The organism is Nocardiopsis sp. NPDC101807 (assembly GCF_044766605.1).
GTDB classification, from domain to species: domain Bacteria; phylum Actinomycetota; class Actinomycetes; order Streptosporangiales; family Streptosporangiaceae; genus Nocardiopsis; species Nocardiopsis tropica.
Genome location: NZ_JBIWMK010000004.1, coordinates 167,556 through 191,909 on the forward strand (window position 1 = coordinate 167,556; position 24,354 = coordinate 191,909).

Here is a 24,354-nt window from a genome sequence, read left to right on the forward strand (position 1 = left end):
GGGTGCGGGTGGGGCGCCCCCACACGACGCGGGGCCCGGCCCCGGGTTCCGTGCGGGGCGTACGCGACATCCGGATGCTGCGCCGTCCCCCGGCGCCCCCGGAGCCGGGAGACCGCTCCCGCACCGTTCTCTACACACTGGGAGAAGCATTTGTCCGCGCGAGTTGTGGTCCTCATATCGGGCACGGGCAGCAACATGGCCGCCCTGCTGGAGGCGGCCGAGGACCCCGGCTACGGGGCGACCGTCGTCGCCGTCGGCGCCGACCGCAGAGGCACCCGCGGCATCGAGCTCGCCGAGAGGGCCGGGGTGCCGACCTTCGTCGCCCACTTCCGCGACTACGGCGACCGCGCCCTGTGGAACGCCGCCATGGCCGAGCACATCAGCGGGTACGAGCCCGACCTGGTCGTCTCCGCCGGGTTCATGAGGATCCTCGGGCCCGCCGTCGTCGGCAGCCACCCCGCGGTCAACATCCACCCGGCGCTCCTCCCCTCCTTCCCCGGCGCGCACGCGGTGCGTGACGCGCTCGCCCACGGTGTCCGCGTCACCGGCACCACCATCCACTTCCTCGACGAGGGCGTCGACTCCGGGCCGATCATCGACCAGGTCGCGGTCCCCGTCCAGGACGACGACGACGAGTCCAGCCTCCACGAGCGCATCAAGGCCGTGGAGCGGCGGATGCTGGTCGACACGGTCGGCCGGCTCGCCCGCGAGGGCTGGACCATCGACGGCAGGCACGTGCGGTTCGGCCGCACCGAGCAGAGCGTCGCCGACGCGACCGACACGAAGGAGAACCGGTGAGCCAGCAGGCCATCAGGCGTGCGTTGATCAGCGTGTACGACAAGACCGGGCTGGAGGAGCTGGGCTTCGGCCTGACCGAGGCCGGGGTGGAGATCGTCTCCACCGGCTCCACGGCCGCGCGGCTGCGCGACGCCGACATCCCCGTCACGTCCGTGGAGGACGTCACCGGTTTCCCCGAGATCATGGAGGGCCGGGTCAAGACCCTCCACCCCTCCGTGCACGCGGGCCTCCTCGCGGACCAGAACAACCCCGAGCACGTCGCCAGGATCAGGGAACTGGGCATCGCCCCCTTCGACCTGGTCGTGGTCAACCTCTACCCCTTCCGGGACACCGTCGCCTCGGGCGCCTCCGACGCCGAGTGCATCGAGAAGATCGACATCGGCGGCCCCGCCATGGTGCGCGCCTCCGCCAAGAACCACGCGAGCGTCGCGGTCGTGGTCGACCCGGCCGCCTACGACTCCGTCCTGGAGGCGGTCCGCGACGGCGGGTTCACCCTGGAGCAGCGCAAGCGCCTGGCCGGGCTCGCCTTCCGGCACACCGCCTCCTACGACGCGGCGGTCGCGGGGTGGTTCTCCGGCGCCTACGCCCCCGACGAGGAGGCCGCCGGGACCGGCTGGCCGGGCTTCATCGGCATCGGCTACCAGCGCCGGGACGTGCTCAGGTACGGCGAGAACCCGCACCAGCGGGCGGCCCTCTACACGGTCGAGGGGGAGCCCGCCACCGGGCTGGCCGGCGCCGAGCAGCTGCACGGCAAGGCCATGTCGTACAACAACTACGTGGACGCCGACGCCGCGCTGCGCGCCGCCCACGACTTCGACGAGCCGTGCGTGGCGATCATCAAGCACGCCAACCCCTGCGGGATCGCGGTCGGCTCCGACAACGCCGAGGCCCACCTCAAGGCCCACGCCGGCGACCCCGTGTCGGCGTACGGCGGCGTCATCGCCACGAACCGCCCCGTCGGCGCGAAGCTCGCCGGGCAGATCGCCGAGATCTTCACCGAGGTCGTCGTCGCCCCGGCCTTCGAGCCCGAGGCCGTCCAGGTCCTCACCCGCAAGAAGAACATCCGGCTGCTCGTCGCCGACGGGGACGGGTTCCGGTCCGGGGTCGAGAACCGCCAGATCAGCGGCGGCCTGCTGGTGCAGTCCCGGGACGTGATCGACGCCTCCGGCGACGACCCCTCCTCGTGGACGCTGGCCGCCGGTGAGGCCGCCGACGAGGCGACCCTCGCCGACCTGGTGTTCGCCTGGAGGGCGGTGCGCTCGGTCAAGTCCAACGCCATCCTGCTCGCCTCCGACGGTGCGACCGTCGGCGTCGGCATGGGCCAGGTCAACCGGGTGGACTCCGCCGGGCTGGCCGTCACCCGCGCGGGCGACCGGGCGAGCGGCTCGGTGGGCGCGAGCGACGCGTTCTTCCCGTTCGCGGACGGTCTCCAGATCCTCCTCGACGCCGGTGTCAGGGCGGTGGTCCAGCCCGGCGGCTCCGTCCGCGACGAGGAGGTCGTCGCCGCGGCGAAGGCCGCCGGGGTGACCATGTACCTCACCGGCACCCGCCACTTCTTCCACTGATTCCGCTTCACAGCAGCGAGGGGTAACGCATGAGCGCGATCGTTCTGGACGGCAAGGCCGTCGCGAAGTCCATTCGCGAGGAGCTCGCCGAGAGGGTGGCGAAGCTGCAGGCCAAGGGCATCACCCCCGGACTGGGGACGGTGCTCGTCGGCGACGACCCGGGCAGCCACTCGTACGTGCGCGGCAAGCACCGCGACTGCGCGCAGGTGGGCATCGCGAGCATCCGGCGCGACCTGCCGGGGACCGCCACGCAGGAGGAGGTGGAGCAGGCCGTCCACGAGCTCAACGCCGACCCGGCCTGCACCGGCTACATCGTGCAGCTCCCCCTGCCCGGGGGCCTGGACGAGAACCGGGTCCTCGGCCTGATCGACCCGGTCAAGGACGCCGACGGCCTCCAGCCCGTCAACCTGGGCAAGCTGGTCCTGATGGAGGAGGCCCCGCTGCCGTGCACCCCGCGCGGCATCGTGGAGCTCCTCCGCCGCTACGAGGTCCCGCTCCGGGGCGCCGAGGTGGTCGTGGTCGGACGCGGGGTCACGGTGGGCCGCCCCCTCGGGCTCCTGCTCACCCGCCGCTCCGAGAACGCCACCGTCACCCTGTGCCACACCGGCACCCGTGACCTGGCCGAGCACACGAGGAACGCGGACATCGTCGTGGCGGGCGCGGGCGTGCCCGGGCTGATCACCGGCGACATGGTCAAGCCGGGCGCCGCCGTCCTGGACGTCGGCGTCTCCCGCACCGAGGCCGGGCTGGTCGGCGACGTCGCGCCGGACGTCGCGGACGTCGCCGGGTACCTGTCCCCGAACCCCGGCGGTGTCGGCCCGATGACCCGGGCGATGCTGCTGGTGAACGTGGTGGAGGCCGCCGAGCGCCGGGCCGCCGCCGCGGTCTGACCGGGGAGTGCGCACGGGGGCGGCCGCGGGGGACCCGGGGCCGCCCCTTCCGCGTCCGCGGGGGACCGGGGCCGCCCTCCCGCGGACGCGGGCCCGCGTCCCTACGGGTTCCGCGGGCGGGACGGCGTCCACGACGAGGGGAGCGTCCCGGGGTAGAGGACGCCCGGGTCGGAGCCCAGCGCGGACTTGAGGCCCGCGCTCGCCTCGTCGGCGAGGACCTCCAGCGCGTCGGCCTCGATCCCGTTGAGCGCCGCGCGGACGACGTCGGCCGGGTCGCTCTTCTCGACGTCCCAACCGGCCATCATGTCGGTGTCGACGCTGCCCACGTGCAGCCCGGTCACCAGGGTGCGCTGGCCCGCGAGTTCGAGCCGGACACCGTTGGTGAGGCTCCATGCCGCCGCCTTGGACGCCGCGTACGCGTTGGCGCCCTCGTGGGAGGTCCAGGACAGGGCGGAGAGCATGTTGAGTACGGCTCCGCCCCCGTTGGCCGCGAGGACCGGGGCGAACGCGCGGATCACGGCGAGCGGGCCGTGGAAGTTGGTCTCCATCTCCAGGCGGACCAGGTCGGGGTCGCCGGTCAGGAGGTCCTGGTACGTCGCCACCCCCGCGTTGTTGACCAGCAGGGTCACGTCCCGGGCCCTGACGGCGGCCTCGGCGACGGACGCCGGGTCCGTGATGTCGAGCCCCAGCGGCTCCGCGCCGGGCAGGTCGACGAGCTCGGGCCTGCGCGCGGTCGCGTAGACCCGGGCCGCGCCCCGTTCCAGCAGTTGCCGGGCGAAGTGGCGGCCCATGCCGCGGTTGGCGCCGGTGACGAGGGCGACCGAGCCGGTGATCTCCATGGTGGTGTGCCTTCCGAGGTGGTTCCGGGCCGCGCGGTGGCGGCCTGACCCGGGTTACGCTAAAACCTGACGTTGACGTCAGAGGCAAGCTCGAAGGCGGGGAGTGTGTCCCAGGTCATGGAAGAGGGCGGCATGCGCATCGGCGAGCTCGCGTCCAGATCGGGCGTGAGCGTGCGCGCGCTGCGCTACTACGAGGAGCAGGGCCTGCTCGACGCGTGGCGCAGCCCCAGCGGCCAGCGGAGGTACCCCGACAGGGCGGTCGCGCGCGTCCGGCACATCCAGGAGCTGTACGCGCTGGGCCTGCCGAGCCGGACCGTCGTCGGCCTGCTGCCCCACGTGGAGACGGGGGAGGCCACGCCCGGGCTGGTCGGCCTGCTGCGCGGGGAGCGCGACCGCCTCGACGGGCGGATCGCCTCGATGGCGGACACGAGGGACAGGCTCGACGCCGCGATCGCCGAGGTCGCCCGTGCCGAGGAGAGCGGACGCCCGTGCCCGCGCCCGGACCGCGAGGACGTCTGAGCCCCCGGCCGGCCGGAGCGGCGCGGTGCCCCGCGCACCGACCGCCGGCGTTCGCACGCACGCCCGCCGGCGCCCGCGTCCCGCTACCGGGGCGGCGGGCGGTCCGGTTCAGCTCGCCCGGCGGGCCGAACCGCTCACGGGCATCGGTCTGACCAGGCCCAGGGCCACGACCTCGTTGGCCAGCCGGGTCCTGCGGTTCTGGCCCTCGGGGATGCGGAACTTCTGGTAGAGGCGCAGCAGGTGCTGTTTGACGGCCGCCTCGGTCACGACCAGGGCCTCGGCGATGTCGCGTGCGGTGGCCGGGGCGACGAAGGCCTCCTCGGAGAGGGCGGGCCGGCACAGTGCGGTGAGCACGTCCAGTTCCCGGCGGGTGAGCTCCGGGGCCGCGCCCCTGCGGAGCTCGAGGTCGGGGCTGATCTGCTCGCGGGGCAGGCCGCCGATCCGGCAGCGCGCGGTGCCGAAGCTCACCACGTCGCCCTCGTCGAGGACGCGGCGGGCGATGGGGCGGCCGTTGACGCGGGTGCCGTTGCGCGACAGCCCCAGGTCGACCACGTAGACGTAGGGTCCGCGGCGGACCAGTTCGGCGTGCAGCTGCGAGACGCTCGGATCGTTCAACCGGATGTCGGCGCCCTCACCGCGGCCGACCGTGGTGACCTCGCCGGTGAGCTGACGGATGTCCCCGGTCTCTTCGACCCGGAGGTAGGGACCGTCCACGGTGACTCCTCCCGGGCTGGGGTGACGCTGCCGGTGGGGGTGCGGGCGACGGTGGGGGAGGGGTGGCTGCCGAGGGACGGGGGTTCGGTCGACGTGTCGAGTGGGCTTCATGGGGGTGGTCCTCGCTCACCGGTGCACTCATCTCCAGCTGGGTTACCCGGCAGCCACGCGTTCTACGCGCTTACTCCGGAGTTAGACGGATAAGACGCGGAATTACGGTGCTGTGGCCGTACCGGACGCGGGAAACGGACAGGAGAAGCGTGCGCGCAGGGCCGGGCCGTTTCAGTGAGCCCTGAGGAGACCGCGACGCGAATCACTACAATGGGCGGAGTCTTCTCCGGACGGACCGGAGTGTTTCGGGCACAGTGCCGCCGGAGCCACCAGGAACGCGTGCCGTTCCCGGCGCGGCTCGGTTTCGGACACCCCCTCCTCGGCGGGTGGCCGGTCTGTGCCAGTTCCGGGGAGGACCGTGAACGGAGCCGCGCGGCGGCCAGGCAACCTCGGAAGCGAACGGGTCGGGACGCGGTGGACAGGGTGGGGCCGAAGGGCCGGACAGGACACGTGGGGCGGACGGACGTGGCGGACACGGGCGGTTCCCGGGACGACGACCCCCGGGGAGCCGGACCCGAGGGGGCGCGGGACTCCGCGGAGGGCCCCGAGGGGGGCGCGGCCGACGCGGCGGGCGCGCCGCCGGCCGGGGTCCCCCGGGAGCCCGGCGGCGCCCCCGCCCCCGCGGCGGACGCCGAGGCGCCTCCCGCCGCCGGGGACGGGGAACAGGCCGTCCCGGCGGTGCCGTACTGGCTCTCCCAGATCCCGTACCTGCTCGTCATGTCGGCCCTGGCGGCCGGGATCGTGGTCGTGGCCGCGGCCTACTTCAAGCGCGGGCCGGCGATCATCGCGGGCGCGCTGCTGCTGGCGGCGGCGTTCCGGCTGTTCCTGCCCAAGGACTGGATCGGCATGCTCGCGGTCCGCCGCCGCTGGATCGATCTGCTCACCCTCGTCGGCCTCGCGGTCCTGCTGATCGTGCTGGCGTGGGTGGCGCCGCAACTCTCCTCCTAGGCGTCTAATAAGCTTGACGTCGAGATACCGCGACACTGACAAGCCACCGCCTCCCCGGCAGGCACGGACACCGGGCGGGATCAGGGGATCGCCGCGCGCGCGGGGCGGTTCCGGCCACGGGCCGGAAGCCTTCCCCGCCGCACGAGGCGGTAGCGAAGACTGAAGGGACAGCCACACAGCCATGGCCAAGATCAAGGTCGAAAACCCCGTAGTCGAGCTCGACGGCGACGAGATGACCCGGATCATCTGGTCCTTCATCAAGGACCGGCTGATCCTGCCCTACCTCGACGTCGACCTGAAGTACTACGACCTGGGCATCGAGGAGCGCGACCGCACCGACGACCAGATCACCGTCGACGCCGCCAACGCCATCAAGGAGTACGGCGTCGGCGTCAAGTGCGCCACCATCACCCCGGACGAGGCCCGGGTCGAGGAGTTCGGCCTGAAGAAGATGTGGCGGTCGCCCAACGGCACCATCCGCAACATCCTCGGCGGCGTCGTCTTCCGCGAGCCCATCATCTGCGAGAACGTGCCGCGCCTGGTGCCCGGGTGGACCAAGCCGATCATCATCGGCCGCCACGCCCACGGCGACCAGTACAAGGCCACCGACTTCAAGGTGCCCGGCCCCGGCACGGTCACCATGACCTACACCCCGGCCGACGGCAGCCAGCCGGTCGAGTTCGACATCGCCAACTTCCCCGAGGGCGGCGGCGTCGCGATGGGGATGTACAACTTCCGCAAGTCGATCGAGGACTTCGCGCGCGCCAGCCTGAACTACGGCCTGGACCGCGACTACCCGGTCTACATGTCCACCAAGAACACGATCCTCAAGTCGTACGACGGCATGTTCAAGGACGTGTTCCAGGAGATCTTCGACTCCGAGTTCAAGGAGCGGTTCGACGCGGCGGGCCTCACCTACGAGCACCGCCTCATCGACGACATGGTCGCCTCCGCGCTCAAGTGGGAGGGCGGCTACGTCTGGGCCACCAAGAACTACGACGGCGACGTCCAGTCGGACACCGTCGCGCAGGGCTTCGGCTCGCTCGGCCTGATGACCTCGGTCCTGCGGACCGCCGACGGCCGCACCGTCGAGGCCGAGGCCGCCCACGGCACGGTGACCCGCCACTACCGCCAGCACCAGCAGGGCAAGCCCACCTCGACCAACCCGATCGCCTCCATCTTCGCGTGGACCCGCGGTCTGGAGCACCGGGGCAAGCTGGACAACTCCCCGAAGGTCCTGGAGTTCGCCAACACCCTCGAGGACGTCGTCATCAAGACGGTCGAGGGCGGCCAGATGACCAAGGACCTCGCGCTGCTGGTCGGCTCCGACCAGGAGTGGCTGACCACCGAGCAGTTCCTCGCCGCCCTGGACGAGAACCTGGCCAAGCGCCTGGCCTAGTCCGGGGCCCGCGCTTCCGGAACCCGTGTCCGGGAGGCCGCGGTCCGGAGGCGTTCACGGGCCGCCATGAGCCGGCGGTCCGCGGACGGCTCCGGATGAGACCTTGGCCACGCCCGGGCGTCCCCACCGCGGGGGCGCCCGGGCGTCGCCGCGTCCGGGGCCCGTGTCCGGGTCCGAGCCGTCGGGAAAGCGTTGTTCGCGGGGGTTTGCGGAGGGGAACCGGCGGAAGTTTCCCGGTGTGTTTCCCGTGTTCGGCGTACACGCGGGTCCTCCTGGTGGGAGGATGGCGGTGCCGGATCAGCGGGGTGGCGTGGCGGTGCGACGTAGGACACGTGAACTGGATTCGCCCCTTACGCGAACTTTGACCTATTGTGGAGACACGCCGGTGAGAACCGGCAGGCCAGAGCGGGTGAGAGCCCGCTCGGCACCACGAACCGACGTGCCGGCCGTGCGCCCGCTGGGGGGTAGGCGCGCACAGTACGGAACGTCACGAAGAAGGGCCCGCTGCTTCGGCAGCGGGCCCTTCGCCTTTCCCCGGACGGCCCGCCGGGAGCGGTGCGCCGTCGGCCCCGCTCCCGGCGGGCGGCCGTCAGTCCTCGAACGCGCTCTCGGGGATCGGCTCGCCCTCGCGCATGGCGGAGAACATCTCCTCCGAGCGGACCTCGTCCCAGACCACCACCGAGCCCACCTGGTCGAGGGTGGGGGTGCTGCCCACCGGGATCGCCGTGGTCTGGGTGCCGCCCCGCATCGCCAGCAGCATGGTGCCCAGGTGCCGCAGGCGGTCGCCCTCGTCCACCATGAACGTGTCCGTGCCCGCCGTCACCAGCGGGAGCGACTGGAACGGGTTGAACAGCGTCGACGGGGCGCTCGCCTCCGCGACCAGCGCGGAGAAGAACTCCCGCTGGCGGGCGATCCGGTCCAGGTCGGCGCGGGGGGTGGCGCGGGTGCGCACGTAGCCCAGCGCGGTGCCGCCGTCCATCGTCTGGCAGCCCGCCTCGATGTCCAGCCCGGCCTTGGGGTCGGCCATGGCGTCCTCGGGGCACAGCTCCACGCCGCCGACGGCGTCCACGATGTCGACGAAGCCGCCCATGCCGATCTCGGCGTAGTGGTCGATCCGCACGCCGGAGGCGCGCTCGAAGGACTCCACGAGGGGGGCCGGGCCGCCGCAGACCTCCTCGCCGGCCTCGTCCGTGCCGCAGACGGTGTCGGCGAAGGCGGTGTTGATCTTGTTATCGGCGTAGCCGGGGATGGCCATCGGCACGTAGGAGTCGCGGGGGACGCTGACGATGGTCGGCTCGCCGTCGTCGGGGATGTACAGGACCATGATCGTGTCGGTGCGGCGGCCCTCGGCGCTGCCGGTGGCCAGCTCCCGCATCTGCTCCTCGTCCATCCCCTCGCGGCTGTCCGAGCCCACGATCATGAACGTGGTGCCGGGCTGGCGGTCCGGGCGGCCCTCGTAGTCGGTCAGGGCCTCCACCCGGGCCAGCCGGGAGTCCGCCCAGAAGTAGAGCGCGGCGGGGGGCACCACGAGGACCACGAGCAGGACCACGAGGACGGTCACGACGGTGTTCCGGAGCCGCCGCTGCCGCGTCTCGCGCGCCCGCCGCTTGGTCCCGGTGCCGTCGTACTCGCGGCCGGCGTGGTGGGTGCGGCGCCTGGGCCGCTCGGGGCGGAGCGGGGGGACCTCGTCGGCGGAGGGGAGCCGCCGGGTCCCGCCGACCGCCCTCTGCTCGGACTCGCGCGACCGGTAGAGCTTCTCGAACTCGTCCGCGCCGCCCGGGGTGCCGCCGCGCCTGAACACGCCCTGCCGGTCGTGCTCGCCGGTCGAGCCGGCGTCACCCCGGTTACGTCGGTCAGCCATCGAATCGCCTATCTGCTCCGCGCTGTGGAGCGCTCCGTCGCCGCTTCCACCCTGTCTGATCGCAGAAAGGGTAGCCGGGTTCACACGGATGTCCCTGAACCGGGACCAGGGCACCCCTAGGGGACGGAACCGGCCCTCACCGCAACCGGTGCGCCCCGGCCGAGGGGAGGGAGGCGCGCACGCGCGGAGGCACCCAGCCGCTCGCGGTGAATTCCCTGGCCAGAGCGGTGGCGACGCGTTCCGTCCGCTCCTCGGCCACCAGGGCGAGGGCGGTCCCGGCCCACCCCGACATCCGTACGCCGCGGGCCCCGGCCCTGGCCGCGGTCTCGGCGGCCAGGTCCACCTGGGGCGTCGGGAGCCCGAAACGGCGCAGTGACAGGTGCGAGGCGGACAGGATCGGCCCCGTCTCCCCGAACCTCCCCGCGCGCAGCAGCCCGACGGCCGCGTTGAGGCGGTGCACCTCCGTGACGGCGTACTCCACCCGGTCGCGCAGGGCGGGCTCGGGCAGGCTGCGCAGCGCCCCGGGCAGGTCCTGGACCGAGCGGAGCGGACCCAGCGTCCGCTGGGCCCGCTCCAGCTCCGCGGAGCGGACGGCCCGGAGGTCGCGCCTGGGCAGGGCCCCGGTGTCCACCACGACCAGGCGCATCCCCTCGCCGGCGAGGTCGAAGGGCAGGACCGTCGTGCGCATGCTCTTGAGGTTGACGCGCACCGCGCACCCGGGCCGCGCCGCCAGGGCCACCCGCTGGTCGACGGTGGCGCCCTCCGGGGGAGGGCCGCCCCCGAGGTCGGCGAGGGCGAGCGACACCGCCGCGCCCACGGCGCCCGCGTACCCCAGGGAGGCGTGCTCGGGCAGGTCCGCGCCGAGGAGCACCCGTAGGCCCGTGGCGGCGTCCAGCACGCCCGCCCGGCGCGCGGCGGCCACCGCGTCGGCCACGGCCCGGGCGGCGGTCTCCCTCGCCCGCAGGGGGCCGCTGAGCGTCGCGGCGCGCACCCCCGGACCCGGCGCCGGGCCGACCGCCGCCGTCACCCCCCAGGGCAGCGCGGTGTAGAGGCCGACTCCGCCGGAGGCGGCCGTGTGCTCGCCCATGACGGCCAGCCGCCCGGGCGCGTGCCAGACGCCCGCGGGCGCCTCGCCGAACCGCGCGCGGAAGCCCTCCGCCAGGGCGTCGGCGTCCGCCGCCTCCGCGGGCCACGCCCCCCGGGGCCCCGCCGACCGCACACCCAGCACCGCGCGCAACCGCGCCCCCGCGCCCCCCACCGCTGTCCCCTCTCCCCGTCGGCCTGCTGCCCCCAGTCTGCCCAAGGCGGTGGAGTGCCCGGGGCGGCGCGGAGGCTTCACGGACCCGGCGCGGCGCCGCTAGGGTTGCGGTCCACCGGCGGACGGGTGTGGGGGAGGGACCTTGGCCTCAGGGCGGGACCGGGCCGCGGACGCGGCGCGGCACTACCGGAACCTCGCGATGGACGCCTACTGGGAACTGCGGCGCCGGAGGCCGGCGGCGGACCACCTCGTGCGCGCCTACGAGCGCTACGCCGACCGCAACGGGAACCAGCTGGCCGGGGCGGTCACCTATTTCGCCTTCCTGTCGTTCTTCCCCTTGCTGGCGCTGGCCTTCGCCGCGGTCGGCTTCCTGGCGTCGATGCAGGTCGAGGTGGGCGACTACCTCCAGGCGGCCCTGGACGAGGTGCTGCCCGGCCTCTCCGACCAGCTGCCCGTCGAGCAGATCGCGAACGCGCGCGTGGGAGCGAGCGTCATCGGCACGCTGGGCCTGCTGTACGCGGGCCTGAACTCGGTCTCGGCGCTCCGCGAGGCACTGCACGCGATCTGGCTGAAGAACCTCAAGGAGGGACCGAACGTCCTGCTGCGCAAGGCGGGCGACATCCTGGTCATGCTGGGCCTGGGCGCGGCGCTGCTGTTCGCGGTGGCGTTCACGAGCGTCGCGCAGGCCGCGACCCAGTGGCTGCTGGCGCTGGTGGGCCTGGACGGCTCCCTCCTGGCCTCCCTGACGCTGCGCGTCCTGGCCCTCGCCATCGCCGTGGCGGTCAACATGGGGATCTTCATGCTGGCCTTCTCGCTCCTGTCGGGCAGCGGGCGGCCGACACGGATGATGTGGCGGGGGGCGCTGATGGGCGCCGTCGGGTTCGAGATCCTCAAGGCCGCCGCCGCGCTGCTGCTGTCGGGGACGCTCAGCAACCCCGTCTACGCCTCCTTCGCCGTGCTGGTGGGGCTCCTGGTGTGGATCAACCTGGTGATGCGCCTGGTCATGTTCAGCGCCGCGTGGACCGCGACGTGGCTGCCGATGCCTCCCCCCTACACGGGGTCCCTGCCCATGCCCGAGGAGAACGGGATGGACTGGACGCGGCCCGCGCCGGTCCTGCGGGTCCCGGAGAGGGAACTGGCCGCCCGCCGGCGGGCCCAGCGGGCCGTCGCCGGGGCGTTGTCCCTGATCGGCGCGGCGGGCGCCGCCGGAACCGCCGCGTGGGCCCTGCGCAACCGTCGCGGGGGCGGCGCCTGAGGCGAGCGGACCTCCCGGGAATTCGCGTTATTGCGAGACTCTTGTCCCGTATGCGTGTGGTGTGCGGAGGGTAGTCCTCCCCTGTCCCGGTTGACCGGTTCGCCGGGGCGCGAACGTGCGTCGGCCAGGAAGGCCGGCGAACCCCCCCTCGGAGGGCAGATGGGCATCGCATTCACGTCATCCGAACGCGCGACGCTCGGGGTGGAGTGGGAACTCCAGCTCGTGGACCGGCGCAGCCGGCACCTGCGGCAGGAGGCCCCGAAACTCCTCTCCGAGCTCCCCGAGCTCAGTTCCGACACGGCCTCGCCCCCGCTGCGGCACGAACTCATGCAGTCGCAGGTGGAGGTCGTGACCGGCATCTGCGAGACGGTCGAGGAGGCCAAGAGCGACCTCGGCCGCAACATCGACCGGATGCGGGAGGTCCTCACTCCCTGGGGGACCACGCTGACCTGCTCGGGGACCCACCCCATCGACGACTGGCGGGACCAGGAGCTCAGCCCCGGGAAAAGGTACGGCGAACTCGTCGAGCAGATGCAGTGGCTGGCCCGGCGCATTCTCACCTGCGGCGTCCACGTCCACGTGGGTGTGCGCAGCCAGGAGAAGGCCATACCCATCGTGAATGCACTTGCGAAGTATCTACCTCATTTTCTTGCTTTGAGTGCTTCTAGCCCATTTTGGGGGGGTCACGATACCGGGCTGGCCTCCGCGCGGTCCGTGGTCTTCGGAGCGCTCCCCACTTCCGGGCCGCCTCCGAACCTGCCGCACTGGGCGGCTTTCGAGGAATACCTCGAAACGCTTCTCAGGGCGGGTACCATCGCCTCTATCAAGGAAGTGTGGTGGGACATCCGTCCGCACCCGGATTTCGGCACCATCGAGATCCGGATGTTCGACGGGATTCCCACCCTGCGCGAGGTGGGAATGGCCGCCGCGCTCTCTCAGAGCCTGGTGGAGTTGTTCGATCGCCAGCTCGACCGCGGGTACGGCCTGCCCAGCCCGCCGTCCTGGCTCGTGAAGGACAACAAGTGGCGTGCCACCCGCTACGGACTCGACGCTCGTGTCATCACGGACGCCCACGGAACCACCGTTCCGATCCGTGACGACCTGTATGAGCTGGTCCGCGAGCTGAAGCCGGTCGCGACCCGCCTGGGTTGCGCCGAGGACCTGGACCTGGTCTCCGAGACCCTGGACAAGGGCGCCTCCTACGAACGGCAGCGCGCGGTCATCGCCGGGGGCGGTTCCCTCGACGACGTCGTGGACATGCTCGCCGCCGAGCTGCACGGCGGTCCCACTTACGCGGAGGTCGGTGTCGGGGGCTGAGCCGGTGCACGCAAGACGTGAATGAAGAGGGGACCCTCGGATGCAGGGACGTGACCTGCCGGAACAGTTGACCGCTTTTCTGGCGCGCCGTGAGCGGGACTTCACGGGCTTCCGCCGGGACCTGCACATGCACCCCGAACTCGCCTTCGCCGAGCACCGCACCACCGGTCGGATCGCCGAACGGCTGCGTGATGTCGGTCTCACTCCCCGGGAGCTGCCCCACGGCACAGGGCTCGTCTGCGACATCGGCTCGGGCCCCGGGCCGCTCGTGGCCCTGCGGGCCGACATCGACGCCCTGCCCATCGCCGACGAGAAGGACGTCCCCTACCGCTCCACCGTCCCCGGCGCGGCCCACGCCTGCGGGCACGACGTGCACACGACGGTCCTGCTGGCGACGGGGGTCTTCCTCGCCCAGCAGGACCGCGCGGGCGCGCTGCCCGGGCGGGTCAGGCTGGTCTTCCAGCCCGCCGAGGAGCTCCCCGGCGGCGCGGTCGAGGTGGTCAACGCCGGGGCGATGGAGGGCGTCGACCGGATCTTCGCCCTGCACTGCGATCCGCGCCTGGTGGTCGGCCGGGTCGGCCTGCGCACCGGCGGAATCACCGCCGCCTGCGACCAGCTCATGGTGCGGCTCTCGGGCCCGGGCGGGCACACGGCGCGCCCCCACCTCACGTCCGACCTGGTCTACGCCATGGGCAAGGTCGTCACCGAGCTGCCCGCCGCGCTGTCCCGGCGCATCGACCCGCGGGCCGGGTTCAGCCTCGTGTGGGGCCGCATCAGCGCCGGTTCGGCGCCCAACGTCATCCCCGACGACGCCGTCGCGGAGGGCACCGTGCGCTGCCTGGACGACGAGGCGTGGCACTCGGCCCCCGACATCATCAAGGGCCTGGTGGAGTCCGTGGCCTCCGCCTACGGGGCCGAGGCCGAGGTGACCTACGGGCGGGGGGTGCCCCCCACCATCAACGAGGCGACCAGCGTGGACATCATGCGCGAGGCGGTCGGCCTGGCCTTGGGCCCGGACGCCGCGGCGTCCACGCCGCAGAGCCTGGGGGGCGAGGACTTCGCCTGGTACCTGGAGAACGTCCCCGGGGCCCTCGCCCGCCTGGGCACCCACTCCCCGGACTGGGACGGGCCGATGCTGGACCTGCACCGGGGCACCTTCGACGTGGACGAGCGAGCGATCGGCGTGGGCACCCGCTTCATGGTCACCACCGCGCTGACCGCCCTCGGGCACGCCGCCGAGCCCCGGGTCCGGGCGGACAGCCAGGAGGCGCTCGCCTGAGGGACCCGGCCGCCCGGTGCGTGCCCTCCGGGGCCTTGGGGCCTCTTCGGCCCCGGCGCCGAGGGGGCGCCTGGGGGCGCGGCAGCCCGCAGCGGGTCCGGAACCCCGCGGTCGTCCGGCCGCGTCCGGCCCGGGGCTCCGCTCCGGCCTCGGGCGCACATCGCGTGGACCTCTCGCGGGGCCGCCACCCCCGGGGCCTCCGCGCCGGGCCGGGCGTCCGCCCTGCCCCGGCCCGGTGTCCGCCGGATCCGCCGCGGGTCCCCCGGGGTGGCGAGGGCCGTCCCGTGCTGGTGGCATCCTGAATCCATGAACCAGCCACTCACAGTTGAGCAGATCCGGCGGGCGCCGAAGGTGCTCCTCCACGACCACCTCGACGGAGGGTTGCGCCCGGCCACCGTCGTGGAGCTGGCCCGGGAGGCCGGCTACACCGACCTGCCCACCTACGACCCGGCGGAACTGGGCCGGTGGTTCCGCGACGCCTCCGACTCCGGTTCGCTGGAGCGCTACCTGGAGACGTTCGCGCACACCACCGCGGTCATGCAGACCCGGGAGGCCCTCGTGCGCGTCGCCGCCGAGGCCGCGGAGGACCTGGCCGCGGACGGCGTCGTCTACGCCGAGCAGCGCTATGCCCCCGAACAGCACCTGGAGGGCGGCCTCACCCTGGAGGAGGTCGTGGAGGCCGTCCAGGAGGGCCTGGACCTGGGGGAGAAGCGCGCGGCCGAGGCCGGCCGCAGCATCCGCACCGGCCAGCTGGTGACCGCCATGCGGCACGCCGCCCGCTCGTCGGAGATCGCCGAGCTCGCGGTCCGCTACCGCGACGCGGGCGTCTCCGGCTTCGACATCGCGGGCGCCGAGGCGGGCAACCCGCCCACCCGGCACCTCGACGCCTTCGAGTACCTGCGCCGCGAGAACTTCCACTTCACCATCCACGCGGGCGAGGCGTTCGGACTCCCCTCCATCTGGGAGGCGCTCCAGTGGTGCGGGTGCGACCGCCTCGGACACGGCGTCCGCATCATCGACGACATCGACGCCGGCGGGAACGGCGCCCCGCGGCTGGGCCGCCTCGCCCAGTACGTGCGCGACAAGCGCGTGCCGCTGGAGATGTGCCCCAGCTCGAACGTGCAGACGGGGGCCGCCGAGTCCATCGCCTCGCACCCGATCGGGCTCCTGCACGACCTGCGCTTCCGGGTCACCGTCAACACCGACAACCGCCTCCAGAGCGGCACGTCCCTCTCCGAGGAGTTCGCGAAGCTCTCGGAGTCCTTCGGGTACGGCTGGGACGACATCCAGTGGTTCACGGTCAACGCCATGAAGTCGGCGTTCCTGCCGTTCGACGAACGCCTGGCGCTGATCAACGGCATCATCAAGCCGGGGTTCGCGCAGCTCAAGTGGGCGGCGACCTGATGGACCGCCCCAAGCCGACCAGCCACTACTCCACCTTCTCCCGGGTGGCGGCGATCGTGTGGATCGTCATCGCGGTCCTGCTCCTGCTGGACGTGCTCTGGCGCGGGGAGGGGCGCTCGTCCTGGATCGCCGGAGCCCTGCTGGCCGCGAGCATCGCCGCGGTCCACCTGGTGTGGCTGCGCCCGCGGGTGGTCTCCACGGAGCGCGGGCTGAGGGTCGTCAATCCGCTGCGGGAGACCTTCGTGCCGTGGCCCGCCGTGGTGTGGGTGGACGTCACCGACGTCCTGAGGGTGCACACGCCGGGGCGGATCGTCCGCTCCTGGCCGCTCCGCGAGACCAAGCGGCAGCGGGTCCGGGACAACATGCGCCGGGACGCGGGCTTCCTGGACCCGGGAGGGGACGACGAGGACCCCGCGTCGATGCGGCCGGTCGACCTGGCCGCGCGGCAGCTGCGCCAGGACGCAGAGCGGCACAAGGCCCGGCCGCTCAGCGGCCCCATCCGGGACGTGGACGAGGCGGGGCCGGCCGCGCTCGGGGCGGAGGACGAGCCGCAGACGATGGTGCCCGTCGAGGTGATCGTGGTCCTCGTGGCGACCGCGGTGCTGCTCGCGGCGGTGTTCCTGCTCGCCTGAGGCGCTCCCGACCGCGCCGGACCCGGCTCCCCGCCCGAGGGGAGCCGGGTCCGGCGCGTTCCGCCCGGGGGGTTGACGCGCACCCGCCCGTTCTGGTTAGGTAAGGCATGCCTAAGGGAGAGGGTTCCGGGCGGGCGGGCTTCGCGCGGATGGCCACCAGCCCGGAACCCCGGTCCGAGGGCGACGCGCGGTTCAACTGAATATCGGGAAGTACAGAAGGGTGTCGGAGTCGCGAGTCCAACGGGATCTGCGGGGATTCCGCGCGACGGAGGACACCGGGGCAAGCACTGCCTCCGGCCGGGCCACGGCCGGTACCGTCCACCCCAAGGCCTCGGGGTGTACGCTCGCCACGCCGGTACCGGGCGGGCCCGGTCGGAGGCGCCCCACCACTTCACGATGCTTCGGACGACCCGCGCGGTCGGGGTCCGCGGGGACCCCGCGACACGGGGTCCGGGCACGGCGTCCCACGCGCGACGGGGCCCGGCACACACGTGCCGGGCCCCTGCGCCGTCCAGGGGCCCTCAGGAACGGGCGAGGACCCCGTTCAGGAGTCCGCCCAGCCTGCGCGCCCGCTGGGTGACGACCTCCAGCGCGCGGTCGGACTCGAAGGGGTCGAGCACGGCGCCCACCGCGTCGTTGCTGACGATCGCCAGCCCCAGCACCTCCGCGCCGGACTCCACGGCGGCGATGGCCTCCAGGGCGATCGACCGCCCCACCACGTCCGCGCCGGACCGGCGCAGCGCGTGCAGCTCGGACGGCGTCTGCAGCTGGGGGCCGAGCACGGCCGCGTACACGCCCTCGGCGAGGGAGCCGTCCACCTCGTGGACGATCCGGCGCAGCCGGGGGCTGTACGCCTCCGAGAGGTCGACGAAGGAGGGCCCGGTCAGCGGGGAGAGCGACGTCAGGTTGATGTGGTCCCGGACCACGACCGGCTGCCCGGGGGCGAAGTCCGTGCGCAGCGACCCGGCCGACCCCGTGAGGAGTGCCGTCCCGGCGCCCGCGGCGATCCCGGTGCGCACGGCGTGGACGGTCTCCATCGGGTCGTAGCCCTCGTAGAGGTGGACGCGCCCCATGAACACGACGACCCGCTTGTCGCCCACCCACATGCTGCGGACCCTGGAGGAGTGCCCCTCCGCCCCGGGCGCGTGGAAGCCGGGCAGCTCGGTCGCGTCGAACTCGATGTCGGGGGAGCCCAGCGTCTCCGCGGCCCCCGCCCAACCGGACCCGAGCACCACCATCGCGTCGAAGCTGTCGGCCCCGGTCCGGGCGAGCAGGTCGTGGGCCGCGGTGGCGGCCAGCTCCTTCGCTTCCCCTGTGGTCGTCGCCCGCTGCTCTGATTCGCTCACACGACGGATGCTACCCCCGGGTAGTGGCCCGGCGACGGAACGCAACGCGCGTCCGGCGGGCGGACACGGGGCTCACAGCTCGGTGGGCAGGCACTCGCGGGCCAGCAGGTCGGAGACGTAGGACCCGGGCGCCCCGGCCTTCTCGGCCGCGGCGGCCAGCTGGCCCAGCTGGATCGCCGAGGGCAGGCCGCCCTCGTAGGCGTCGAGCACGTAGGCCCAGGCCGTCACCGCCCCCATGTCGGCCGTCCGGGCGCGGACGGTGACCTTGCGGTACGCGCAGGCGGCGCCCGCGCCGGGGCCGAACCCGTCCCTCCGGTCGGCGCCCTCCCACGAGTCCAAGTGGGGTTCGTCCCATTCCATGAGGTCGTACAGCGCGACGAAGACCCGCTGCCCGGGGTCCTCCGCCAGTGTGGCCAGGGCGCCGGAGTCGGCGGGCAGGCCCTCGCCGAAGGTCAGCCGCCAACCCTCCAACCAGCCCGTGGTCAACAGCGGTGAGCGCGGTGCCCGGCGGGCCATCTGCGCGGGGTCGAGATTGGTTCCGTACGCGGCGTAGATGGACACGGGCAACATCGTAGACCCGCTGACCGGGGGTGCCCGAGGATTTCGCCAGTTGACATGGCCGACAATAGGAGGAAGCGATGAGAACTGGCGGTGCCCCACCATGCCCGAATATCGCCCGGACCGGGAACGCGCGTGGGGGGTCCGACGTAGAGGGAGTGAGGCAGAGTGACGAAGGTCGTGATCATCGGTGGCGGGCCCGGGGGCTACGAGGCGGCACTGGTCGCAGCGCAGCTCGGTGCGGACGTGACGGTGGTGGAGCGCGACGGCATCGGCGGCTCCTGCGTCCTCACCGACTGCGTGCCCTCCAAGAGCCTCATCGCCACCTCCACCCGGACCACGTACGTGCGTGAGTCCCAGAGCCTGGGCATCCACATCCCGGGCACCGCCACCGCGCCGGTCCGCGTGGACATCGACGAGGTGAACAGCCGGATCAAACGCCTGGCCCAGGCCCAGTCCGAGGACACCCGGGCCCGCCTCCACAAGGAGGGCATCGAGGTCGTCACCGGCGAGGCCCGGCTGGTCGACCCCCACATCGTCGCCGTCGGGGACGAGCGCATGCGCGCCGACGTCGTCCTCATCGCCACGGGGGCGCACCCCCGTGAGCTCCCCACCGCCGAGCCCGACGGGGAGCGCATCCTCACCTGGCGCCACCTCTACGACCTGGAGGAGCTCCCGGAGAAGCTGATCGTGGTCGGCTCCGGCGTGACCGGCGCGGAGTTCGCGAGCGCCTACCAGTCGCTCGGCTCGGACGTCACCCTCGTCTCCTCGCGCGAGCGCGTCATGCCGACCCAGGACGCCGACGCCGCCGAGGTGCTGGAGGAGGTCTTCATGCGCCGCGGCATGACCGTCCTCAGCCAGACCCGGGCCGAGTCGGTCGTGCGCACCGAGAAGGGCGTCCTCGTCACCCTCTCGGACGGCCGCACCGTCGAGGGCAGCCACTGCCTGATGACCGTCGGCATGATCCCCAACACCGAGGACCTCGGGCTGGAGGAGGCCGGGGTCCGCCTGGGCCAGGGCGGGTTCGTCGAGGTCGACCGGGTCTCCCGCACCACGGTCCCCGGCGTGTACGCCGCCGGCGACTGCACCGGCGTGAACATGCTGGCCTCCGTCGCCGCCATGCAGGGACGCATCGCCATGTGGCACGCCCTCGGCGAGGCCGTGTCCCCCCTGAAGCTGTCCACCGTCGCCTCCACGGTGTTCACCCACCCCGAGCTCGCCGCGGTGGGCGCGAGCGAGGACGACGTGCGCAGCGGGCGGATCGACGGCCGGTCGGTCACCCTTCCGCTCAACACCAACCCGCGCGCCAAGATGAACGAGGTCACCGACGGCTTCGTGAAGCTGATCTGCCGCCAGCACACCGGCATCGTGCTGGGCGGCGTCATCGTCGGGCCGCGCGCCAGCGAACTCATCCTGGGCGTGTCCATCGCGGTGCAGCAGCGCCTGACGGTGGACGACATCGCGCACACCTTCTCGGTGTACCCGTCGCTGTCGGGCAGCGTGACCGAGGCCGCCCGCTCGCTGATGCTGGCCTCGCCGGAGTAGGGACGCCGGACCGCGCCCCCGCCGGGGCCGCCGCGCGAAGAAGTTCGCGGTGGACCCCGGTTTCCTTAACCCTTTTTGACACGAATCGAGTAATGTCTTGACGTGATCTGTCCCAAGTGCCAAAGCACCATGCGAACGTTCGATCGTCAAGGCGTCCACATCGACAGGTGTGACGGCTGCCAGGGCATCTTCCTGGACCGGGGAGAGCTGGAGCGCATCGCCGACGGCGAGCAGCGCCACTACGGCGTCGCCCCGCCGCCCGACCCCCACTCCCCGCGCCACGCCCCGCCCCCGCCCCACGCGCGGCCGCACCGCGGAGCCGGCTACCCCGACTCCCCCGGAGGCTACCGAGGGGGGTACCAGGACTCCCCGCGCGGCTACCGGGACTCGCCCCGTCCCTACCGCGGCCGCCGCAAGGGCTTCCTGGAACAACTCTTCGACTAGTACAGCCGAACCATCCATGCACCCGCTGATCTGTACGCACTGCGGGGAATGGGACGAGACCCCCGACACCGGCGCGGGGGTCTCCGTGCTGCGCTGCGCCTCCTGCGGGCGCACCCGCCCCTTCCTCCGCGCGCCCCTCTACGTCGTCTCCGGCCCGAGCGGCACCGGCAAGTCCACCATCGCCGGACTGCTCCTCGAACGCCTCAGGGACCGCTTCGTCGTGCTCGAACAGGACCTGCTGTGGGTCAGCGGGCTCCGCGACCCCGCCGGCCACCACCGCCGCTTCCGCTCCACCTGGCTGCGCACCGCCGCGATGGTGCAGCAGAGCGGGCGCCCCGTGGTGCTCTGCGGGACCGTCGTGCCCCCGGAGTTCGAGCCCCTGCCGGAGCGCGCCCTGTTCACGGACGTCCACTACCTGGCGCTGTCCTGCGAGCCCGCCGCCCTGGCCGAGCGCCTGCGCGCCCGCCCCGCCTGGCGGGAGTGGGACGAGGAGCGGATCGCCGACAACGCCGAGTTCGCGGCCTGGGTGGCCGCCGAGGCCGCCCGCCTCGACCCGCCGATGACCCTGGTCGACACCACGCACACCGCCCCCGCCGACACCGCGGACGCCGTGTGCCGGTGGATCGAGGGGCTCGACGCCGCGGAGGCCGCCGCGGGCTGAGCCCGTAGGACGGAGGAGGGCCCCGGGCGAACGCCCGGGGCCCTCCTCGTCTCACGCGCGGTGCGGCGCGGACCGGGTCAGAAGTCGAAGCCCCCGAAGTCACCCATGTCGCCGCCACCGCCGAAGTCGCCCATGTCGCCCCCGCCCATGTCGCCCTCGGCCGCGACGTCCCCGCCGCCCATGCCCATTCCCATGCCCATGCCCATCATCGACCCCATCATGGAGCCCATCATCATGCCGGTGAACATGCCCATCATCATGTCGGTGCCGAAGTAGCCGCTGGCGTAGGGGGAGTAGGCCGGACCGGCGTCGTAGTACGGCCGGCGCTCGCCGTTGACCTCGACCAGGCGCACGTCGGGCTGGCCGCCGACGCGTACCGCCTCGGCGCAGGCCGCGCACGCGGTGACCTCGCGGGGCGCGCCGCCGGGCGGGGCCCAGGTGACGTCCTCGACGGAGGGTCCGTGCTGCGGGTTGAAGAAGCAGGGGCCGCGCCGCGAGGGGACCGGCTCGCCGTTCATGCGCGCCCGGGTGGAGGCCATGTAGTAGCGGCCGTCCTCCAGGGCGCTGGTGACCATCCGGACCTGCTCGGGCTCCTGGATGGTGTCGAGCAGCGTCTTGGCCTGGTCGTAGGCGTCCATGGCCTGCGAGTAGTCCTCGCGGGTGGCGTCGTCGACCTTGGCCACGTCGATCTCCAGCCGGGAGACGTCCTCGCCCAGCCGGACGACGTCCTCGGTCGCCATCTGCTTGATCTCCTGGAGCTGCTTGGCCTTCTCGGCGGCGCGCTTCTTGCGGCTGTTGCGGACGAAGAGGGCGCCCGCCGCCACGACCAGGACGAGGACGCCGAGCAGGACCAGCCCGGAGGTGGCGCCGGCGGCCTCGGAGTCCTCCAGCTGCTGGGCCGCGTCGGGGACGGCGGCCAGGGTGTCGACCTGGTTGCCCTGGCCCTCCTGGACGGCGATCTCCCGGATGCCCGCGGTGTCCTCGATGTTCGGGGAGAGGACCACGAAGTCCTGGCTGCCGGCGAACACGGCGTAGACGCCGTCGCCGACGTCCTCCATGACCGGGTTCATGAGGGCGTCGAGGCCGGTCTGGGAGGCGACCGCGTCCGAGGGGAGGATCACGTAGTAGACGGGGATCTCCGAGTCGGCGGAGGCCGTCTCCAGGGCGCCCTCCTCGGCGGAGGGGATCGCGTCGATGCTCGGGTCGATGAAGACGCCGTCGCCCTCGAGCTCCTCGACGACGGCCTGGGTCTCTGGTAGCTCCGGCCGCGCGTCGGCCGAGGCGGGCACCACCGAGGTGCTCACCACCGCCGCCGTGAAACCGGCGGTCAGCACTGCGGGTGTTACCAAGCGGCGCAACATGTCGTTCCTCTCGCCTTACCTCACTGACTCGGACGAACGACGGTCCCCGACAGTTCCCGCTGTGCCCGTTCTCACCTGAGCCGTTTGCACCAGACTACGCGCGCCCCGGAACGCGACGGGGCCCGCCGGGAACCGGCGGGCCCCGTCGGCCGGGGGCGGGCGTCAGCCCTTGGCGGGGGCGCCGCTCGCGGCGACCTCCCTGCCTGCCTCCGTGTCCGCGCCGTCCGCGGCGGCGGCGTCGGATCCGGCCTCGGGCTCGTCCAGCGGCACGAAGCCGGAGGCGTCGGGGCTGGTGTTGTAGCGGTCCAGGTCCAGGATGCCCTCGCGCTTGGCGACGACGGTCGGGACCAGCGCCTGGCCCGCGACGTTGACCGCGGTGCGGCCCATGTCCAGGATCGGGTCGACGGCCAGCAGCAGGCCGACGCCCTCCAGGGGCAGGCCCAGCGTGGACAGGGTCAGGGTCAGCATGACGGTCGCGCCGGTGGTGCCGGCGGTCGCGGCGGAGCCGATGACCGAGACGAACACGATCAGCAGGTAGTCGGTGACGCCGAGGTCGATCCCGAAGAACTGGGCGATGAAGATCGCCGAGATCGCCGGGTAGATCGCGGCGCAGCCGTCCATCTTGGTGGTGGCGCCGAACGGGACGGCGAACGCCGAGTAGTAGCGCGGCACGCCCAGGTTCTGCTCGGTGACCCGCTGCGTGACGGGCATGGTGCCCATGGAGGAGCGGGACACGAAGCCGAGCTGGATGGCGGGCCAGGCGCCGCTGAAGTACTTCGCCGGGGACAGGCCGTTGAGCCGGGCGATCACCGGGTAGACGACGAACAGCACCAGGGCGAGGCCGATGTAGATGGTCAGCGTGAACTTGCCGAGGGCGCCGATGGTGGTCCAGCCGTAGCTGTACACGGCGTTGCCCAGCAGGCCCACGGTGCCGATCGGGGCCAGGCGGATGACCCACCACAGGGCCTTGAGCACGACCTCCAGCGCGGAGGCGGTGAAGGCGATGAAGGGCTCGGCGGCCTTGCCGACCTTGACCGCGGCGATGCCCAGGACGATGGCGATGACGATCAGCTGGAGGACGTTGAAGCCCAGCGAGGTGCTGACGGACCCGTCGTCCGCGACCGAGGTGTCCGCCGCCAGGCCGAGGAAGTTGGCCGGGACGATGCTCTCGATGAACGCCAGCCAGGAGCCGGTGCCGGACGGGTCGCCCGCGCTGGAGGCGTCGACCGCGCTGTTGAGGCCCGGCCGGATGGTCAGCCCGAGGCCGATGGCGATGGCCACGGCGACCAGGGCGGTGGCGCCGAACCACAGCAGGGTCTTCCAGGCCAGGCGCGCGGCGTTGGTGACGTTGCGCAGGTTGGCGATGGAGGAGATGACGGCCAGGACGATCAGCGGCGGCACGATCGTCCGGAGCAGCGTGACGAAGGTCGAGCCGATGGTCTCGAGGGTCACGGCGAGCCAGTTGGGGTCGCCCGCCTCGCCGACCGGGCCGATCTGGAAGGCGACGACGCCGAGGACGACGCCGAGGACGAGGCCGAGGAGGACCTGGGCGGCGAACGGGAATCGGAAGCGTCTGCGCTTCGTGGGCGCTTCGGTGCTCTGTGCGGACACGGGATGTGACTCCAGGTGGTGAAGGCAGCCGGAGGAGCG

22 protein-coding genes are annotated in these 24,354 nt (G+C 72.9%); 14 read left to right on the forward strand and 8 right to left on the reverse strand.

What is annotated here, in order from left to right:
- Nucleotides 1-150: 150 nt before the first annotated feature.
- The 3 genes from purN to ACIRPH_RS13700 are packed head-to-tail and all read left to right on the forward strand — an operon-like array spanning nucleotide 151 to nucleotide 3,253.
- The gene (gene purN, locus ACIRPH_RS13690; protein ID WP_402913669.1) at nucleotides 151-798 is read left to right on the forward strand and encodes a phosphoribosylglycinamide formyltransferase; all 648 of its coding nucleotides are present in this window, start codon (nucleotides 151-153) and stop codon (nucleotides 796-798) included.
- Nucleotides 795-2,363: a bifunctional phosphoribosylaminoimidazolecarboxamide formyltransferase/IMP cyclohydrolase gene (gene purH / locus ACIRPH_RS13695; protein ID WP_402913671.1), complete on the forward strand. Its 1,569-nt coding sequence runs from the start codon at nucleotides 795-797 to the stop codon at nucleotides 2,361-2,363. Before purN ends, purH begins: the two co-directional genes overlap by 4 nt.
- A gap of 29 nt (nucleotides 2,364-2,392) precedes the next feature.
- Nucleotides 2,393-3,253, forward strand: coding sequence for a bifunctional methylenetetrahydrofolate dehydrogenase/methenyltetrahydrofolate cyclohydrolase (locus ACIRPH_RS13700; RefSeq protein WP_402913674.1), 861 nt, complete (start codon nucleotides 2,393-2,395; stop codon nucleotides 3,251-3,253).
- A gap of 101 nt (nucleotides 3,254-3,354) precedes the next feature.
- On the opposite strand, the gene ACIRPH_RS13705 is transcribed toward ACIRPH_RS13700, so the two are convergent.
- A complete protein-coding gene (locus ACIRPH_RS13705) occupies nucleotides 3,355-4,092 on the reverse strand; it encodes an SDR family oxidoreductase (protein ID WP_402913677.1) in 738 nt (245 codons plus the stop codon).
- 105 nt (nucleotides 4,093-4,197) lie between these two features.
- Between ACIRPH_RS13705 and ACIRPH_RS13710 the strand changes: the two genes are divergently transcribed.
- On the forward strand, nucleotides 4,198-4,611 hold the full coding sequence (locus ACIRPH_RS13710; protein ID WP_402913680.1) for a MerR family transcriptional regulator: 414 nt from the start codon (nucleotides 4,198-4,200) through the stop codon (nucleotides 4,609-4,611).
- 108 nt (nucleotides 4,612-4,719) lie between these two features.
- Here ACIRPH_RS13710 and ACIRPH_RS13715 read toward each other — a convergent pair whose 3' ends face one another.
- Nucleotides 4,720-5,325 carry an FHA domain-containing protein gene (locus tag ACIRPH_RS13715; RefSeq protein ID WP_267948138.1) on the reverse strand — a complete coding sequence of 202 codons (606 nt, stop codon included), beginning with the start codon at nucleotides 5,323-5,325 and terminating at the stop codon, nucleotides 4,720-4,722.
- A 576-nt stretch (nucleotides 5,326-5,901) separates the two neighbouring features.
- On the opposite strand from ACIRPH_RS13715, the gene ACIRPH_RS13720 reads away from it, so the two are divergent.
- Both ACIRPH_RS13720 and ACIRPH_RS13725 read left to right on the forward strand, forming a co-directional pair.
- Nucleotides 5,902-6,384: a DUF3017 domain-containing protein gene (locus tag ACIRPH_RS13720; RefSeq protein ID WP_402913683.1), complete on the forward strand. Its 483-nt coding sequence runs from the start codon at nucleotides 5,902-5,904 to the stop codon at nucleotides 6,382-6,384.
- Nucleotides 6,385-6,565: 181 nt separating this feature from the next.
- Nucleotides 6,566-7,783 carry an NADP-dependent isocitrate dehydrogenase gene (locus ACIRPH_RS13725; RefSeq protein ID WP_267948140.1) on the forward strand — a complete coding sequence of 406 codons (1,218 nt, stop codon included), beginning with the start codon at nucleotides 6,566-6,568 and terminating at the stop codon, nucleotides 7,781-7,783.
- 589 nt (nucleotides 7,784-8,372) lie between these two features.
- Here the strand turns inward: ACIRPH_RS13725 and ACIRPH_RS13730 are convergent.
- Both ACIRPH_RS13730 and ACIRPH_RS13735 read right to left on the reverse strand, forming a co-directional pair.
- Nucleotides 8,373-9,644, reverse strand: a complete 1,272-nt coding sequence (locus tag ACIRPH_RS13730; RefSeq protein WP_402913685.1) for an LCP family protein — start codon at nucleotides 9,642-9,644, stop codon at nucleotides 8,373-8,375.
- A gap of 136 nt (nucleotides 9,645-9,780) precedes the next feature.
- Nucleotides 9,781-10,902, reverse strand: coding sequence for a galactokinase family protein (locus ACIRPH_RS13735; RefSeq protein WP_402913688.1), 1,122 nt, complete (start codon nucleotides 10,900-10,902; stop codon nucleotides 9,781-9,783).
- 142 nt (nucleotides 10,903-11,044) lie between these two features.
- Here ACIRPH_RS13735 and ACIRPH_RS13740 point away from each other — a divergent pair, with 142 nt between their 5' ends.
- From ACIRPH_RS13740 to ACIRPH_RS13760, 5 genes are all read left to right on the forward strand, one after another.
- The gene (locus ACIRPH_RS13740) at nucleotides 11,045-12,157 is read left to right on the forward strand and encodes a YihY/virulence factor BrkB family protein (RefSeq protein ID WP_402913691.1); all 1,113 of its coding nucleotides are present in this window, start codon (nucleotides 11,045-11,047) and stop codon (nucleotides 12,155-12,157) included.
- 159 nt (nucleotides 12,158-12,316) lie between these two features.
- Nucleotides 12,317-13,474 (forward strand): glutamate--cysteine ligase, encoded by a 1,158-nt coding sequence (locus ACIRPH_RS13745; RefSeq protein ID WP_402913693.1) that lies wholly within the window; start codon nucleotides 12,317-12,319, stop codon nucleotides 13,472-13,474.
- A 40-nt stretch (nucleotides 13,475-13,514) separates the two neighbouring features.
- Nucleotides 13,515-14,753, forward strand: coding sequence for a M20 family metallopeptidase (locus ACIRPH_RS13750; RefSeq protein WP_402913696.1), 1,239 nt, complete (start codon nucleotides 13,515-13,517; stop codon nucleotides 14,751-14,753).
- 306 nt (nucleotides 14,754-15,059) lie between these two features.
- Nucleotides 15,060-16,157, forward strand: a complete 1,098-nt coding sequence (locus ACIRPH_RS13755; RefSeq protein WP_402913699.1) for an adenosine deaminase — start codon at nucleotides 15,060-15,062, stop codon at nucleotides 16,155-16,157.
- Nucleotides 16,157-16,789, forward strand: coding sequence for a PH domain-containing protein (locus tag ACIRPH_RS13760; RefSeq protein ID WP_402913702.1), 633 nt, complete (start codon nucleotides 16,157-16,159; stop codon nucleotides 16,787-16,789). Before ACIRPH_RS13755 ends, ACIRPH_RS13760 begins: the two co-directional genes overlap by 1 nt.
- Nucleotides 16,790-17,310: 521 nt before the next feature.
- Here the strand turns inward: ACIRPH_RS13760 and ACIRPH_RS13765 are convergent.
- Both ACIRPH_RS13765 and ACIRPH_RS13770 read right to left on the reverse strand, forming a co-directional pair.
- Nucleotides 17,311-18,135, reverse strand: coding sequence for a purine-nucleoside phosphorylase (locus ACIRPH_RS13765; RefSeq protein WP_402913704.1), 825 nt, complete (start codon nucleotides 18,133-18,135; stop codon nucleotides 17,311-17,313).
- Between the two features lie 72 nt (nucleotides 18,136-18,207).
- On the reverse strand, nucleotides 18,208-18,696 hold the full coding sequence (locus ACIRPH_RS13770) for a gamma-glutamylcyclotransferase family protein (protein WP_402913707.1): 489 nt from the start codon (nucleotides 18,694-18,696) through the stop codon (nucleotides 18,208-18,210).
- 165 nt (nucleotides 18,697-18,861) lie between these two features.
- Between ACIRPH_RS13770 and ACIRPH_RS13775 the strand changes: the two genes are divergently transcribed.
- The 3 genes from ACIRPH_RS13775 to ACIRPH_RS13785 all read left to right on the forward strand — a co-directional run bounded on the left by ACIRPH_RS13775 (nucleotide 18,862) and on the right by ACIRPH_RS13785 (nucleotide 21,343).
- Nucleotides 18,862-20,238: an NAD(P)H-quinone dehydrogenase gene (locus tag ACIRPH_RS13775; protein WP_402913710.1), complete on the forward strand. Its 1,377-nt coding sequence runs from the start codon at nucleotides 18,862-18,864 to the stop codon at nucleotides 20,236-20,238.
- Nucleotides 20,239-20,340: 102 nt separating this feature from the next.
- Nucleotides 20,341-20,682 carry a zf-TFIIB domain-containing protein gene (locus ACIRPH_RS13780; protein ID WP_402913713.1) on the forward strand — a complete coding sequence of 114 codons (342 nt, stop codon included), beginning with the start codon at nucleotides 20,341-20,343 and terminating at the stop codon, nucleotides 20,680-20,682.
- 16 nt (nucleotides 20,683-20,698) lie between these two features.
- Nucleotides 20,699-21,343, forward strand: a complete 645-nt coding sequence (locus ACIRPH_RS13785) for an AAA family ATPase (protein WP_402913715.1) — start codon at nucleotides 20,699-20,701, stop codon at nucleotides 21,341-21,343.
- A gap of 77 nt (nucleotides 21,344-21,420) precedes the next feature.
- On the opposite strand, the gene ACIRPH_RS13790 is transcribed toward ACIRPH_RS13785, so the two are convergent.
- Nucleotides 21,421-22,677 carry a chemotaxis protein CheA gene (locus ACIRPH_RS13790; RefSeq protein WP_402914773.1) on the reverse strand — a complete coding sequence of 419 codons (1,257 nt, stop codon included), beginning with the start codon at nucleotides 22,675-22,677 and terminating at the stop codon, nucleotides 21,421-21,423.
- Nucleotides 22,678-22,866: 189 nt separating this feature from the next.
- Nucleotides 22,867-24,315, reverse strand: coding sequence for a dicarboxylate/amino acid:cation symporter (locus ACIRPH_RS13795; protein ID WP_402913717.1), 1,449 nt, complete (start codon nucleotides 24,313-24,315; stop codon nucleotides 22,867-22,869).
- Between the last annotated feature and the right edge of the window lie 39 nt (nucleotides 24,316-24,354).